The 14,180-nt window shown below is 71.4% G+C and carries 12 protein-coding genes; 4 read left to right on the forward strand and 8 right to left on the reverse strand.

What is annotated here, in order from left to right:
• Window positions 1-157 precede the first annotated feature (157 nt).
• Together ACL02O_RS13115 and ACL02O_RS13120 are read right to left on the reverse strand one after the other, a co-directional pair.
• On the reverse strand, window positions 158-610 hold the full coding sequence (locus ACL02O_RS13115) for a DUF2752 domain-containing protein (protein WP_412818316.1): 453 nt from the start codon (window positions 608-610) through the stop codon (window positions 158-160).
• Window positions 611-1,056: 446 nt separating this feature from the next.
• Complete coding sequence (locus tag ACL02O_RS13120) at window positions 1,057-3,234, reverse strand: heavy metal translocating P-type ATPase (RefSeq protein ID WP_412818317.1); 2,178 nt, start codon at window positions 3,232-3,234, stop codon at window positions 1,057-1,059.
• A 56-nt stretch (window positions 3,235-3,290) separates the two neighbouring features.
• Here ACL02O_RS13120 and ACL02O_RS13125 point away from each other — a divergent pair, with 56 nt between their 5' ends.
• Together ACL02O_RS13125 and ACL02O_RS13130 are read left to right on the forward strand one after the other, a co-directional pair.
• Entirely contained in the window at window positions 3,291-3,638 is a 348-nt protein-coding gene (locus ACL02O_RS13125) for a DUF2933 domain-containing protein (protein WP_412818318.1), read from the forward strand.
• Window positions 3,639-3,732: 94 nt separating this feature from the next.
• Entirely contained in the window at window positions 3,733-3,948 is a 216-nt protein-coding gene (locus tag ACL02O_RS13130) for an SHOCT domain-containing protein (protein WP_412818319.1), read from the forward strand.
• 12 nt (window positions 3,949-3,960) lie between these two features.
• Here ACL02O_RS13130 and ACL02O_RS13135 read toward each other — a convergent pair whose 3' ends face one another.
• Both ACL02O_RS13135 and ACL02O_RS13140 read right to left on the reverse strand, forming a co-directional pair.
• Window positions 3,961-5,094 carry a sensor histidine kinase gene (locus ACL02O_RS13135; protein ID WP_412818320.1) on the reverse strand — a complete coding sequence of 378 codons (1,134 nt, stop codon included), beginning with the start codon at window positions 5,092-5,094 and terminating at the stop codon, window positions 3,961-3,963.
• Entirely contained in the window at window positions 5,091-5,783 is a 693-nt protein-coding gene (locus ACL02O_RS13140; protein ID WP_412818321.1) for a response regulator, read from the reverse strand. The genes ACL02O_RS13135 and ACL02O_RS13140 overlap by 4 nt, the downstream gene beginning before the upstream one ends.
• A 151-nt stretch (window positions 5,784-5,934) precedes the next feature.
• Between ACL02O_RS13140 and ACL02O_RS13145 the strand changes: the two genes are divergently transcribed.
• The gene (locus tag ACL02O_RS13145; RefSeq protein WP_412818322.1) at window positions 5,935-7,458 is read left to right on the forward strand and encodes a multicopper oxidase family protein; all 1,524 of its coding nucleotides are present in this window, start codon (window positions 5,935-5,937) and stop codon (window positions 7,456-7,458) included.
• 100 nt (window positions 7,459-7,558) lie between these two features.
• Here the strand turns inward: ACL02O_RS13145 and ACL02O_RS13150 are convergent, their stop codons facing one another.
• The 3 genes from ACL02O_RS13150 to ACL02O_RS13160 all read right to left on the reverse strand — a co-directional run bounded on the left by ACL02O_RS13150 (window position 7,559) and on the right by ACL02O_RS13160 (window position 12,118).
• Window positions 7,559-8,674, reverse strand: a complete 1,116-nt coding sequence (locus ACL02O_RS13150; protein ID WP_412818323.1) for a glycoside hydrolase family 3 N-terminal domain-containing protein — start codon at window positions 8,672-8,674, stop codon at window positions 7,559-7,561.
• A gap of 290 nt (window positions 8,675-8,964) precedes the next feature.
• Entirely contained in the window at window positions 8,965-11,025 is a 2,061-nt protein-coding gene (locus ACL02O_RS13155; RefSeq protein WP_412818324.1) for a heavy metal translocating P-type ATPase, read from the reverse strand.
• A 403-nt stretch (window positions 11,026-11,428) separates the two neighbouring features.
• Window positions 11,429-12,118: a class I SAM-dependent methyltransferase gene (locus tag ACL02O_RS13160; RefSeq protein ID WP_412818325.1), complete on the reverse strand. Its 690-nt coding sequence runs from the start codon at window positions 12,116-12,118 to the stop codon at window positions 11,429-11,431.
• Window positions 12,119-12,413: 295 nt separating this feature from the next.
• Between ACL02O_RS13160 and ACL02O_RS13165 the strand changes: the two genes are divergently transcribed.
• Entirely contained in the window at window positions 12,414-13,157 is a 744-nt protein-coding gene (locus ACL02O_RS13165; protein ID WP_412818326.1) for a C39 family peptidase, read from the forward strand.
• Window positions 13,158-13,229: 72 nt separating this feature from the next.
• Here ACL02O_RS13165 and ACL02O_RS13170 read toward each other — a convergent pair whose 3' ends face one another.
• Entirely contained in the window at window positions 13,230-14,168 is a 939-nt protein-coding gene (locus ACL02O_RS13170) for a F510_1955 family glycosylhydrolase (protein ID WP_412818327.1), read from the reverse strand.
• Window positions 14,169-14,180: the final 12 nt, after the last annotated feature.

The raw sequence follows: 14,180 nt of genomic DNA on the forward strand, positions 1-14,180 counted from the left end.
TGCGCTGGGTCAGGCCGAGTAGCCGCAATCATCTGCCGGGTTTCCTCCATGACCGCCACACCACAGCAGCGAGCGAGGTTCCGCGAAGCTACGGGTTACTTTTCTGCAAGCCCTAACTCCGCCCGCGGGAGGTCGAGGTCCGCCGGACGCCGCTGCTTCAGGGAGTGAGGTTCGGGATGTCAAACCAGCTGAACGGCGGCCACGGCAGGTTGCGCAGCACGGTGCTGTAGAGCAGGAAGGCGATGCCGTAGGCCCAGTAGACACGTGGCGAGAACCGTAGCGCGGGCAACTCCCGCCCGAACCATGCGATGCCGGCCCAGCGGATGCCTGCGTAGAGGAGGAAGGGAACGGCGATCAGGGCCGCCAGGTGATGGCGGGCCGCCTCGGGGAAGTCGCCGTGCAGCAGGTAGTAGAACATTCGGGTTCCGCCGCAGCCCGGGCCGTTGATGCCGGTCATCGCGTGCCACAGGCAGGGGCCGGTGGGGTCGGCGACCCGGTCGGTGGGGTCGAAGCGAAGGACGAAAGCCGCCGCCGCGCCGATGGCGCCCGCCAGCGCCAGAGTCGCCGCCCGGTGCGTCGCGCGATAAGGGATCACCGCCACCTGTCGCATCGCCATCTCCTCGTGTGCCCGACAGCACACGTGCCGAGGCCGGCAGGAGCGACCGATCCCGACACGTATCTACTAACCAGGCATAGTAGATAACCTGCCGCAGACGTCTGCCGAGGGGGTCCCCCAAGAAGATCACCGACACGCGGCGGCTGAGCCACGGGCACGGGACGGCGGTCGACCCGTGGTCGACCCGGACCACTTCCTCGCCTCCGACCACCCGGCGCAGGGGCGGCCCGGGTCCACTCACCTCGGTCGCACCGAGCCGGAATGGCGGCCACACCGGGCAGTCCGTCTCACTGGCCGGGCACGCCGACATTTCGACCCGGACGGTGATCCCCGGACGGCACGGGTCAGGTGGGTGGCCCGCCGGTCGGTGGCGTCAACCACCCGTCGTTGACGGCTCTGGCCCGGCCGGCGTGGCGCCGGCCGGGCCAGAGCGGGGCGTGTCAGCGCCGTCCGGGGAGGAGGCGGACCCGCCCGAGCAGTTGCGCGTTGAGCGCCACCACGATGGTGGAGGCGGACATCAGCACCGCGCCGACCGCCGGGCTGAGCGCCACGCCCGCCCAAGCCAGCGCGCCGGCCGCGGCGGGGATGGCGACCACGTTGTAGCCGGCCGCCCAGGCCAGGTTCTGCACCATCTTCCGGTAGGACGCGCGGGACAGTCGGATCACGCCGGTGACGCCGCGCGGGTCGGAGGAGGCCAGGACGACATCGGCGGACTCGATCGCCACGTCGGTGCCGGCGCCGATCGCGATGCCCACGTCGGCGCGGGCCAGCGCCGGGGCGTCGTTCACCCCATCACCGACCATCGCCACCGTCAGGCCCCGCGCCTGCAGGTCGGCGACCGCGCGGTCCTTGTCCGCGGGGAGCACCTCGGCGAACACCTCGTCCACGCCGGGGCGGAAGCCGAGATCGGCCGCCACCGCGTCCGCGACCGGGCGGGCGTCACCGGTGATCATGACGATCTTCTTGACGCCCTGTTCCCGCAGCTCGGTGATCGCCTCGCCGGCTTCCGGCCGGACCTCGTCCTCCAGCGCGAAGGCGCCGATCGCCTCGGGTCGGCCATCGGCCGGCAGCCGCAGCAGGTGCAGGACGGCCGCGCCACGGGCCGACCAGCGGGCGCTGGCCTCCGCCAGGTCGGTGGGCACGGTGGCGCCGAGCTCCCGCAACAACGCCGGACCGCCGACGGCGTAGGAGGTGCCGTCGACGACGGCCTGGACGCCCCGTCCGGTCAGGGAGCGGAAGCCCTGCGCCGTGGCGGCCAGACCGCGATCCTGGGATGCCTTCACCAGGGCCCGGGCGAGCGGGTGCTCGCTGTCGGCCTCGACCGCACCGGCGATCCGCAGCACCTCGTCGTCACCGAGTCCGGCCGTGCCGGCGATGGCGGTGACGGTGTGGGTGCCCTTGGTCAGGGTGCCGGTCTTGTCGAACAGCACCGCGTCGACCCCGCGCATGCGTTCGAGCGCCATCCGATCCTTGACCAGAATGCCCGCCTTCGCTGACACCGCGGTCGAGAGTGCGATCACCAGCGGGATGGCCAGCCCGAGGGCGTGGGGGCAGGCGATCACCAGGACGGTGACCGTGCGGACCACGGCTTCATTGACGTCGCCCAGGACCCACCAGGTGCCGAAGGTGATCAACGCGGCGGCGGTGGCGAGGTAGAACAGCCAGGCGGCGAACCGGTCGGCGAGCACCTGCGCACGACCGGCGGACGCCTGCGCCTGGGCGACGAGTCGGCTGATGCCGGCCAGGGCGGTGTCCTCCCCGACGGCGTCGACGCGTACCCGCAGGGTGGAGTCGGTGGCGACGGTGCCGGCGACCACCCGGTCACCGACCGTGCGGGGTACCGGCCGGGACTCGCCGGTGACCATGGACTCGTCGAGCTCGGCGGCCCCGTCGACGATCCGGCCGTCGCCGGGGACCCGGCCGCCGGAGCGGACCAGCACCAGGTCGCCGACGCGCAGGGCGCTGACCGGCACCCGGTGCGGCTGTCCGGCGTCGTCGAGGCGTTCGGCGTCGTCGGGAAGCAGCGCGGCGAGGGCGCCGAGGGCGCCCTGGGCCTGGCCGATCGCCGTCATCTCCTGCCAGTGGCCGAGCAGCATGATGGTGACGAGTGCGGCGAGCTCCCACCAGAAGTCGAGGCTGAACGCACCCATGCTGGTCGCCAGGGAGGCGGTGTACGCGACGGTGATGGCCATCGCGATCAGCAGCATCATGCCCGGTGCCCGGTCGCGGACCTCCCGGACGGCGCCGGCCAGGAAGGGCCAGCCGCCGTAGGCGAAGACCAGGGATCCCAGGACCGGTCCGACCCAGGTCATGCCGGGGAAGTCGAGGGTGTAACCGAACCAGTCCATGACCATGTGGCTGGTGGCCACGATCGGCAGGGTCAGTGCCAGGCTCAGCCAGAACTTGCGCCGGAACTGCTCGGGGTCGTGCCCGGCGTGCTTGTCGTGTCCGCCGCCGTGGCCGGCGTGCCCCGCGTGGTGACCGTGGTGCTGCGGCGGATCCGGCGGCCGAGGCGCGGACGCGTGAGCGTCGTGCCGCTCGGCGACCCGGGCATGAGCGGAGTGCTGCTGATCCTGCGCCGCCAGGAGCGGGGCGTGGTGGGTGTCGTGGCGTGTCATGGGATCCACCTCCGCCTTGAACCTATACCCCTAGGGGGTATCTTGCAAGCATCCGGATGCTTGCCGGGACAGCTTGCCTTTTACCGCTACCGGGCTGGGGTAGGGCCTCGCCCGGCGGAGAGGGCTGGCAGGCGGTGCCGGGGAGAAGCGTCGGCCTGGGGGCCACGAACAGGGACGCCGGTGACGAGGGCGCCATCTGCCCGCTCCACGCGATCGCCTTGGCGATCCACATCGTGGGAGCGCTGGCACTCGGCGCGCCGGGGCGTGCGGTGGCCTACGGGCTGGTCACACTCGCCTGCCCGCTGATGACACCGTTCCTGCACGGTGGCCACGGTGGTCACGGCGGCCACTCTGGTGAGTGCGCGCGGCACCACATGGCGGAGACGAACTCGTCGGGCAGGTGACCCGGCAGCGGCGGCGGGTACGCCCGGCAAGGCCGCCATATCGGGGAGTCGCCGGCAAAGGGCACGGTCTCATCGCGGAAAGGACGGGATCCACATGCATGACAATGGTTGGTTCTGGCCGATGGGGTTGATGATGGTCGGCTGGCTGCTCCTGGCCGTGATCATCGCCGCTGCGGTGTGGCTCGCCGTCGGCCGCGTCCGACGCCCCACGCATCCCAACGAGTCTGCGCGGCGCATCCTGGCCGACCGGTACGCACGCGGCGAGCTGAGTGACGAGGATTACCAGCGCAGGCTGGACGGGTTGCGATGACTCGAGACTTCCTCAACGCACTGCGTCAGCTACCTTCGTCGGGGGTGGACCTGCCCCGGGCAGCGTGACGGTGAACGTCGCGCCCCGGCCGGGGCCCTCGCTGGCGGCGGTGATCCTGCCACCGTGCTGGGTCACGATCGCGCGCGCGACGGCCAGCCCGATGCCCGACCCCCCGTGTTCGCGGTCCCTGGCGGTGTCCGCCCGATAGAAGCGTTCGAACACGTGCGGCAGGTGCCGCGCGTCGATGCCATCTCCGGTGTCGGTGACGCTGATCTGCACCCCGTCGGTAGCTCGGATGACGTGCACGCTGACACGCGCGGTGGGCGGGGTGTGGCGTAGGGCGTTCTCGAGGAGGTTCCCCAGCACCTGCCCCATCCGTTCGGCATCGGCGTCGACCAGCCCCACATCCGGCGCCACGTGCTCGTACAGGGTGACGCCCTTGGCGGCGTACCGGGGCCGGGCGGCGGCGACGGCGACGCCGACGAGTTCACCGGCGGCGACCGGTCGGGGGTGCAGGTCGAGTTGGTGCTCCTCGGCGCGGGAGACGGCGACGACGTCCTCGGCGAGGCGCCGTAGTCGGGTCGTCTGCGCCCGTAGCACCGTCCAGGTGTCCTCGCCCTCGACCGCGATCCCGTCCTCGGCGGCGTCCACGTACGCCTCGATGGTGGCCAGCGGGGTGCGCAGCTCGTGGCCGAGGTCGGCCAGGAGGCGGCGGCGGGTCCTCTCCGCCTCGGCCAGGCGGGTGGCCATGGTGTTGAAGGCGGCGGCGACCGTGTCGAACTCCGCGCCGAGGCCGGGACGGTTGACCCGTGCCGCGTAGTCGCCCCGGCTGACGTCCGCGGCCGCGGTGGCCAGTTGGGTGACGGGTCGGGCGAGGCGGCGGGCCAGGTAGGCGCTGACGCCGAGGGCGGCGAGCAGCGATACGGCGATCGCAACCCCGAGGGCCAGGGCGCTGGCCGAGGCGTACGCCTGCTCGACGTGATGAGCGGTGCCCGGGTCGACCGGGCCGCCGACCCGCTTCAGGTGGCTTCGGAAGATCGCGGGACCGACCACGGCAGCCACCAGGGCGAGGGTTCCCGCACCGACGAGCACCACGAGAGCCTGGGCGGCGAGGAGCCGGCCCGGCAGTCCGAGCTGGGGCTTCATCCCCGCACCATGCGGTAGCCGATGCCGCGGACGGTGCGGATGAATCGGGGGGCTGCGGGGTCGTCGCCGAGCTTGCGGCGCAGGTGCGCGATGTGCACGTCGACGAGGTGCTCGTCCCCCACCCAGTCGGCGCCCCACACCGCGTCGATCAGCCGGCGGCGGCGCAGCGCCGCGTCGGGCTGGGCGGACAACGCGGCCAGCAGGTCGAACTCCGTACGGGTGAGGTCCACGGATCGCCCGTCGACCCACACCTCACGGCCGGCCACGTCGACCCGCAGCGCGCCGATGGTCCGGATCGGCTGTTCTGGCACTCGGGTCGCGGCCGTACGGGGACGGCGCAGCATGGCCCGGATCCGGGCGACAAGCTCCCGCGGGCTGAACGGCTTGGTCAGGTAGTCGTCGGCGCCGACGCCGAGGCCGACGAGCTTGTCGACCTCCTCACTGCGGGCCGTCAGCATGACCACGTAGCAGTCGGTGAACGTCCGGATCTGGCGGCAGACCTCGACGCCGTCCAGCCCTGGGAGGGCAAGGTCCAGCACCACCACGTCCGGCCGGTCCCGCCGGGCGGCGGCGACCGCCGACCGGCCGTCGAAGACGCAGCTGACCTCGTGACCGTCGCGCTCCAGATAGCTGGCGACGACCTTGGCCAGGCTGCGCTCGTCGTCGACCACCAGCATGCGTACACCCATGGGATCAATCCTGCCCTGACGGTCGGGCCGGGTGTGCCCAGGTCACCGGCGGCCACTCATGAAGATTCACTGAAGAAAGCGATGCGACGTGGCTGCCGGTCCGCGGCGCAGGTCAGGCTGCAGACAGGTTCCTCGTAGGCGAAGGAGAGCCATGTCCCCCACCCTCACCCGCCGGCGACTGTTGGCCGGCATCGCCGGCACGGCCGGTCTCGCCGGTACGGCCGGCGCCGCCGCGTGGGCCGGCGGGCTGTTCGACGCCCACCTCGTGGCGCCGGACGGGAACCTGGTGGCCCGGACCGAGTCGGCGCGGCGGCGGGCCGGCGCCCGCACGGTGTCGGCGACGCTGAATCCCCGACCGGTCACCCTGGACCTCGGGGGCCGGCAGGTGCAGACCTGGGGTTACCACGACTCCGTGCCGGGCCCACTGCTGCGCGCGCGGGCCGGCGATGTGCTCCGGGTCGACGTGACCAACGGTCTCGACGCCGACACGAGCGTGCACTGGCACGGTGTGGCACTGCGCAACGACATGGACGGCGTGCCCGGGGTGACGCAGAAGCCGATCGCCGCCGGCGGCCGGCACACGTACGAGTTCACCGTCCCCGACCCGGGCACCTACTTCTACCACCCGCACTCCGGGGTGCAGCTCGACCGTGCTCTCTACGGTGTGCTCGTCGTCGACGACCCCAACGAGACCGGCCGGTACGACCAGGAGTGGATCGTGGTGATCGACGACTGGGTCGACGGCACCGGCCGCACCCCCGACGACGTGTTGGCATCGCTGCAGTCGATGGGCGGCCACGGGGACATGCCCGGCATGGACCCCGGCGACATGGGCGGCATGACCGGCATGTCCATGGGCGGCATGGAAACCATGACCTCTCCGCTGCTCGGCGGTGCCGGCGACGTCGACTACCCGCGCTATCTGATCAACGGCCGGGGCCCGCAGGCTCCCGTGACGTTGGCGGGTCGGCCCCGCCAGCGGGTGCGGATCCGCCTCGTCAACGCCGCTTCCGACACCGCGTTCCGGATCGCCCTTGGCAGCCACCGCCTCACCGTCACCCACACCGACGGCTTCCCCGTCACCCCCACCACCTGCGACGCCCTCGTGCTCGGCATGGGTGAACGGGCGGACGTCACGGTGGAACTGGCCGACGGTGTCTTTTCCCTGGTCGCGGTGGCCGAGGGCAAGAACGGCCAGGGCCTGGCCCTGGTCCGCACGGGTGCCGGAAGCACGCCGGGCACCGCCGTTCACCCCCCGGAACTGGACCGTCGTGTGCTGCTGACCGGCGGGCTGAGCGCTGCTGACGCCGTCCGGTTGGAGCGCCGCCCGGTCGATCGTGTGCACCGGCTGGTACTGGGCGGCTCGATGATGCCCTACCGGTGGACCGTCAACGGCGCCACCTTCGACAAGCTCGACCCACTGCTGGTCGGCCAGGGCGAGCGGGTCCGGCTGGAGTTCGTCAACACGAGCAGCATGTTCCACCCCATGCACGTACACGGGCACACGTTCGCCGTCACCGACACCGGTGCGCGGAAGGACACGGTGATCGTCGTGCCGAGGCAGACCGTCGCGGTGGAGTTCGACGCGACCAACCCGGGTCAGTGGATGACCCACTGCCACAACATCTACCACGCCGAGACCGGCATGATGATCAACCTGGCGTATCAGGAGTAACAGCCCTGTCCATCCTTGGCGACGGGGGCTCCCACGCCGCGGCGAGGGCGACCAGTGACCACAGCGCGTCCACCGGCTCGAATCCCGCCGAGCACCCCGCTCAGCGTTTCGGGCGAAGGGAATCCACCCGCGCGACGGACTGCTCGATGCGCTCCTCGGTGAGGCGGCCGGTCCGGACGAGGTCGGCGATCGTGTCGACCGTCTGCTCGACGATCCGCGGCTCGTAAACCTGCTGGTTGGCGAAGACGAGCAGGTCGAGGCCGGCCTGCAAGGCCAGGGCGACCGCCTCGGCGTCGCCGTACCGTCGGGTGATCGCGACCGCCTGCATGTCGTCGCTGACCACCGGCCCGCGCCAGCCCAGCCGGCCGCGCAGCAGGCCGGTCACGGTCGCGGTCGACAGCGACGCCGGATACGCCGGGTCAAGCTGCCGGTTGAGCACATGGGCGGCCATGACCGAATCGGCGAGACCGGCCTGTATCAGCCGCTGGAACGGCGCCAGTTCCACCTCCCGCCAGGTGTCACTGACGTCGACGACCTCGAAATCGGTGTTTCCGGCGCCGCTACCGGATCCGGGAAAGTGCTTCAGGCAGGTCTTCACACCAGCCGCCCGGTGCGCCTGGATCTCGTCGGTGGCATTGCTGAACACCACATCCGGGTCGGCGGAGAAGCTGCGGCCGAGCTTGCCGATCGCCCGGCTGTCGGGGTTGAGGTTCAGGTCGACGACCGGGGCGTAGTTCAGATTGACCCCGATCCGCGTCAGACTCGCCACCAGTCCTCGCGCCCAGTCGCGGGTCGCCGAGGCGGAGCTCTCCGCGCCGACGTCTGCCTCCGACTTCGTGGCCGGGAAGCCGTTGCCCGGGTTGAGGCGGGAGGTACGTCCGCCCTCCTGATCGATGGAGACGATGAGCCGGCCCGGTGCGGCATCCTTCAGGGTCTGCACCAGTCTCGTCACCTGCTCGGGCGAGCGGATGTTCCGCACCGACCTGGTCTCCAGGTCCTGATCGAAGAGGATGACACCGCCGAGACCGTCCCGCACCGCCTTGATGATCCAGTTCGGCGCCTGGGTGCCACGAAAGCCGACCACGAGCAGACTGGCGATCTTTCGCCGCAACGTGGCCACGCCTCCGCGCGACGTGCCCGACGGACGTGCGCTGCTCGTGGGCGGCGGAGTCGCGGACACGACGCGGTGCGACTCGCACCCGGCCACGGCCGCCACCGCGGCTGAGCCGGCTCCGGCGAGCAGCAGCCTACGGGGCAGGTGCACGCTGTCCACTGACCGCACGCTACGACCCTTGACCCCCGATGGGCACTCACCGACGAGATGTCATCCGTTGGTGGGACCTCACTTCAGATCGAGTCGAAGCTTCCCCGTGTCTCGCCCGTCGGCGTGGGCCGGCCCGGGAGGCGCGTGCCCGAGCTCAGCCCCTGCCGCACCCTCACCCTTCGTCCCCGGGGAGGTCATTGCCCGCCACCGTGGCGGTCGGTGGGCTGGCCGCACGCGTCCTCTCAGCGGTTCCCCGGTGTGAGGTGCACCCACCGCAAGGTCTGGGCGTTGAGCGCGACGACGATGGTCGAGGCGGACATGAGTACCGCGGCGGCGGCCGGACTGAGCCCCACACCGGCCCAGGCGAAGACGCCGGAGGCGACCGGGATGGCGACGACGTTGTAGCCGGCCGCCCAGATGAGGTTCTGGACCATTTTGCGGTAGGACGCCTTCGACAACCGGGCGGTGGCGGAGATGCCGCGCGGGTCGGAGGAGGCGAGGACGACCCCGGCGGATTCGATGGCCACATCGGTGCCGGCGCCGATGGCCAGTCCGACATCCGCGCGGGCGAGGGCGGGGGCATCGTTGACCCCGTCACCGACCATCGCCACCCGATGGCCGCGCCGCTGCAAGCCGGCGACGATCTCGTCCTTGTCGGCGGGTAGCACCTCGGCGAAGACCTCGTCCTCCCCGGGACGGAAACCGAGATCGGCCGCGACCGCGTCCGCGACCGGGCGGGCGTCACCGGTGATCATCGCGATCTTCCGGATTCCGAGCCGGCGCAGCTCAGCGATGGCTTGCCGCGCCTCCGGGCGTACCTCGTCCTCGAGGGCCAGCGCGCCGACCAGCCGGGGCGGCCCGTCGAGGCGGGCGAGGTAGAGCACGGCGGCGCCCCGCGCCGACCACCCCTCCTCGGCCCGGCGCAGTTCCGCGGGGACGTCGGTGTGCAGTTCCCGCAGCAGGGCCGGTCCGCCCACCGCGTACGTCGTCCCCGCCACGGTGGCCTGCACGCCACGGCCGGGCAGGGACCGGAAGTCCGAGCCGCTCGCCGGTCCGACCCGCTGGGCGGCGGCGACGATGGCCCGGGCGAGGGGATGCTCGCTGTCCGCCTCGACCCCGGCGGCCAGGCGCAGCACCTCGTCCTCGTCGCCACCGTCGGCGGCGGCGATGCCGGTGACCGCGTGCTGTCCCTTGGTCAGGGTGCCGGTCTTGTCGATCAGGACCGCATCCACGGTGCGCATGCGCTCCAGGGCGAGGCGGTCCTTGACCAGGATCCCGGCGCTGGCCGCCACACCGGTGGACAGGGCGATGACCAGGGGGATCGCCAGGCCGAGGGCATGCGGACAGGAAATCACCAGCACGGAGATGGTGCGCACGACAGCCTGGTCGATCTGCCCGAGCGCGGACCAGACGACCAGGCTGACCAGCGCCGCGGCCATGGCGATGTAGAACAGCCACGCGGCGAACCGGTCGGCCAGCACCTGTGCCCGCCCGCCAGCCGCCTGCGCCTGCGCGACCAGCCGCTGAATGCCGGCCAGCGCAGTGTCCTCCCCCACCGCGTCGATCCGGACGCGGATCGACGAGTCGGTGGCCACCGTGCTGGCGACCACCCGGTCCCCCAACCCGCGCGGGACCGGCCGCGACTCGCCGGTGATCATCGACTCGTCCAGCTCGGCGCCGCCCTCGACGACGTGGCCGTCGGCAGGCACCCGCCCGCCGGGGCGCACCAGCGCCGTGTCGCCGACCCGCAGATCAGCCACCGCCACCTGCTCGACGGCGCCGCCCGGGCCGAGCCGCTCGGCCTCGTCGGGCAGCAGCGCGGCCAGCGCGGCCAGGGCGCCACGCGCCTGGCCGACGGCCTTCATCTCCTGCCAGTGACCGAACAGCATGATCGTGACCAGGGCGGCGAGTTCCCACCAGAAGTCCAGGTTGAACAGGCCGACACTCGTCGCTGCGGACGCGACGTACGCCACGGTGATGGCCATCCCGATCAGCAGCATCATGCCGGGCGCCCGGTCGCGGACCTCGCGCACGGCGCCGACGAGGAAGGGCCAACCGCCGTAGAGGAACACCACCGACCCGAGCACCGGGCCGACCCACGAGACACCGGGGAAGTCCAGCGAGTAGCCCGACCAATCCATGACCAGACGGCTGGTCAGCACGACGGGGACGGTCAGCGCCAGGCACACCCAGAACCGCGTGCGGAACATCTCGGGGGTGTGACCGGCATGCTTGTCGTGCTGCGGGCGCGTCTCCGCGGCGCCACCGCCCGCGTGGCCCGGCTGCCCCTCGCCGTGGTGCACCTGCCTCGCCTCCCGAACCCGACTGCGTCCGCCAGGGCGCCCCGGGGCATCGGCGGCTGGGCCCTGGCCCTCCGGCCACCGTCTCAGGCCTTCACGATCGCCTCCGCGCCTGCCCTCCGGTGCAATCTCGGCGATTCCTTCGCTGGCTGACCTCGCCACGGATAGGGTCTGGGGGAAGCTCTGCGGCTCCTACCCCGCAACAGGGCGCAGACTTCCTCAGGTGCTGGCCGGCTTACCCGGGGTTCCACCCAAGGTGACCCGATCTCCGCAGCCACGGCAACGACGCGTGTCGGTCGTTATGTCGGGATATGCACCCTCACATCGCAGCAGCCTTGAGGGCCTGGTGACACGGTCACCCGTTCCGACCTGCTAAGACGCGAACGCCTAGTAAAAGCCCGACCGCCTATGCGAGGCCCTGTCTGTACTGGTCAACGGGGGTTTTCGCGTCGCAGGATGGGTCAGCTCCGCTCCTGCGGAACGCAGGCTTACGGGCCGCGAGGCGTTCGATCACACCAGCAGCGAAGCGCTGCCGCTTCTCGATGTGAAGACCGGCCTCGGCCACGTCATGGATCGGACGCCGCCGGAAGTGTTCACCGGCCGCCGGAACGCTGACCAGTTCGATGAGGCGTTGAACCGCTCGGACGGGACGAGTGGCGCCGACCACATGGTCGGCCAGCAGAAGCAGACCGTTCGGACGTAGGACGCGGACCATCTCCTCGACCGCTCGATGATCGTCCGGGATGGCGCAGAGTGACAGGGTGCAGACGACGGTGTCGAAGGTGGCATCGGCAAAGTCCAGGCGGTGGGCGGTACCGAGCCGCAGGTCGACCTCCCGGCCCAGTTCGGCGGCTCGCTGGCCCGCGATCTCCAGCATCCTGGGACTCAATTCCACGCCGGTGATCCGTACGCCGTCCGGGTAGTAGGGCAGATTCCGCCCCGTACCGATGGCTACCTCGAGGGTGTCGCCGGAGGCCTGTCGGCAGATCCATGCCCGCGTGTCGCGCAGGAACCGGCGCTCGATGAAGGCCATCTGCCGGTCGTAGCCGCGGGCATGCCGGTCCCAGACACGGCGCTGCTTGTCATCGTCGCTCACGGCGGCGAAGATACGTCACCTGCGCCAGCACCGCCGACGTACGGACCTACCCGCCGTTGCGGGATCTGCGCCGGCACGGGCGGCGGTCCTGCGGTGCGGGCGCGGTAGACGGCCGAGGCGAAGGTGCGGGCTTTCGCCGCCTGCTCCGAGCAACCCGGGGCACCCGGTACGAAAATGGACACGGGGGTTCTCTCCGAGCCGGGCCGAGAGCAGCCGCCAGACGGCTGCGGAATGCGCGACCGCCCGCTGTCGTTGACAAACCCCAACACCCCAACGGGGTCACCTTCCCCTCGCGGTGCGCGCCCTGACTACCAGCGTGCCGCCACCTCGACGAAAGGGAATTCCAATTATCACGTTCACTCGTCGGCTTTCTGAGAAGCTGACCATCGGGATTGTTCGTAAGGGCACCCTCGGCGTGGCCGGTCTGGCCTTCGCCGGAGGTGTCCTGGCCGGCCCGGGCACCGCTGCTGAAGCGGCAGCCCCGCAGGCGGACAAGCCGAGCACCGCCGCTCAGCCCGACAAGAGCAAGACGGACAAGCGCGCGGGTGACTACACGTTCGAGGCGCAGCCGAACTTCTACTACTGCGGGCCGGCGTCGACTCGGATCGCGCTGAGCGCACAGGGTAACCTCCCGAGCCAGGACGAACTGGCCGAGAAGTTGGGGACCACCCAGGCCGGCACGCCCTCGGCGTTCGACATCACTCGGGTGCTGAACGAGGAACTAGGAGCCGAGCTCTATCGGACCGGTGAGCTGCCGACCGACTCGGTCACCCCGGAGCAGGTGCAGCGGATGAAGGCCGACCTGAAGGCCGCCATCGACGATGACCGCGTCGCCGTAGTCAACGTCATCGGCGCCGGAACGGACCTGGACGGCATCGTGCGGTCATTTCCGGGTCATTACCTCACCGTGGTCGCCTACGAGGGTGACGGGGAGAGGGTGAAGATCGCCGACCCGTGGCAGCCGGTGGGTGACGGCACGTACTGGATGGACGTCGAGGAGCTGGCGAACTGGGCCGCCTCGCGCGGCTACTCTGCCTGACCTGCGACGGCGGGAACGCGAGGCGGCCCCTAGCGAACTCCGCCAGGGGCCGCCTCGCGTTTCGCCAGCGCACTACTCCGGCACGTACCGGTCGGTCCAGCTGGCACCGGCATCGGTGGTGGCGACGACCCGGTCACCGGCGAGCGCGACGAAGAGCGTGCCCTCATGGGTGGCGATGCTGTGCGGCTGCCCCGGCACCGCGCCGCGCCGCTGCCACCGCTGCCCGCCATCGGTCGACGACCAGACGGCTCCGTCCCGGGCCACCGCCCAAGCGCCGGTGTGGTCCCAGACCAGCAAGCCGACGGCGGGAGCGCCGGCGATCGCCTGCCAACTACGGCCGCTGTCGGTGGAGCGCTGCAGCCCGCCGCGCCCCACGGCGAGGATGGTCTGCCCATCGGTCGGGCTGACCGCGAACGCGCCCATCGCCACCCGGGACCGCTCATCCCAGGTCCGCTGGTCGACGCTGACCATGAACGCGCCGTCGGTGGAGTTGTAGCCGTACACCGAGCCGTGGGCGGCCTGCAGCCCGTGGAAGTCCGCCGCGCCGGACAGCGACTTCGCCCGCCAGGTCACCCCACCGTCGGTCGACTCGATCAGGCCGACATTGGCTGGGCCGTGCTCGGAGTGTCCGGAGGCCAGGAAGTGTCCAGGGCCGACCACCGTGAAGCCCATCAGGTCCAGGGCGTCCTTCGATACGCGCACGGCGGTGTGCGGATCGTCGAGACGGAACAGCCCGACATGGGTGGCCACGTACAGCGCCCCGCTGCCCGGATCGGTGGCGACCGCGTGCACGTGCCCGAACTCCTCGTGTCCGGCACCGGCCGTGTGGTGGTCGTCCGAGGATCCCTGGTCCCGCAGGGCGAACAGCAACACGGCGGCGAGCACAGCCAGCGCGGCCAGCGCCGTCATGACGACCTTCCGGATCGGCGCGGGCTGCGGACTGCGGGCCCGCGTCTTCCCTGCGGTTCCGGATCTGCGGCTCGGTCGCGTCGGCTGCGACGTCCTGCTCATCGGCTCCGTCCA

It is taken from the genome of Micromonospora mangrovicola, from assembly GCF_047200535.1.
In the GTDB taxonomy this organism is placed as follows: domain Bacteria; phylum Actinomycetota; class Actinomycetes; order Mycobacteriales; family Micromonosporaceae; genus Micromonospora.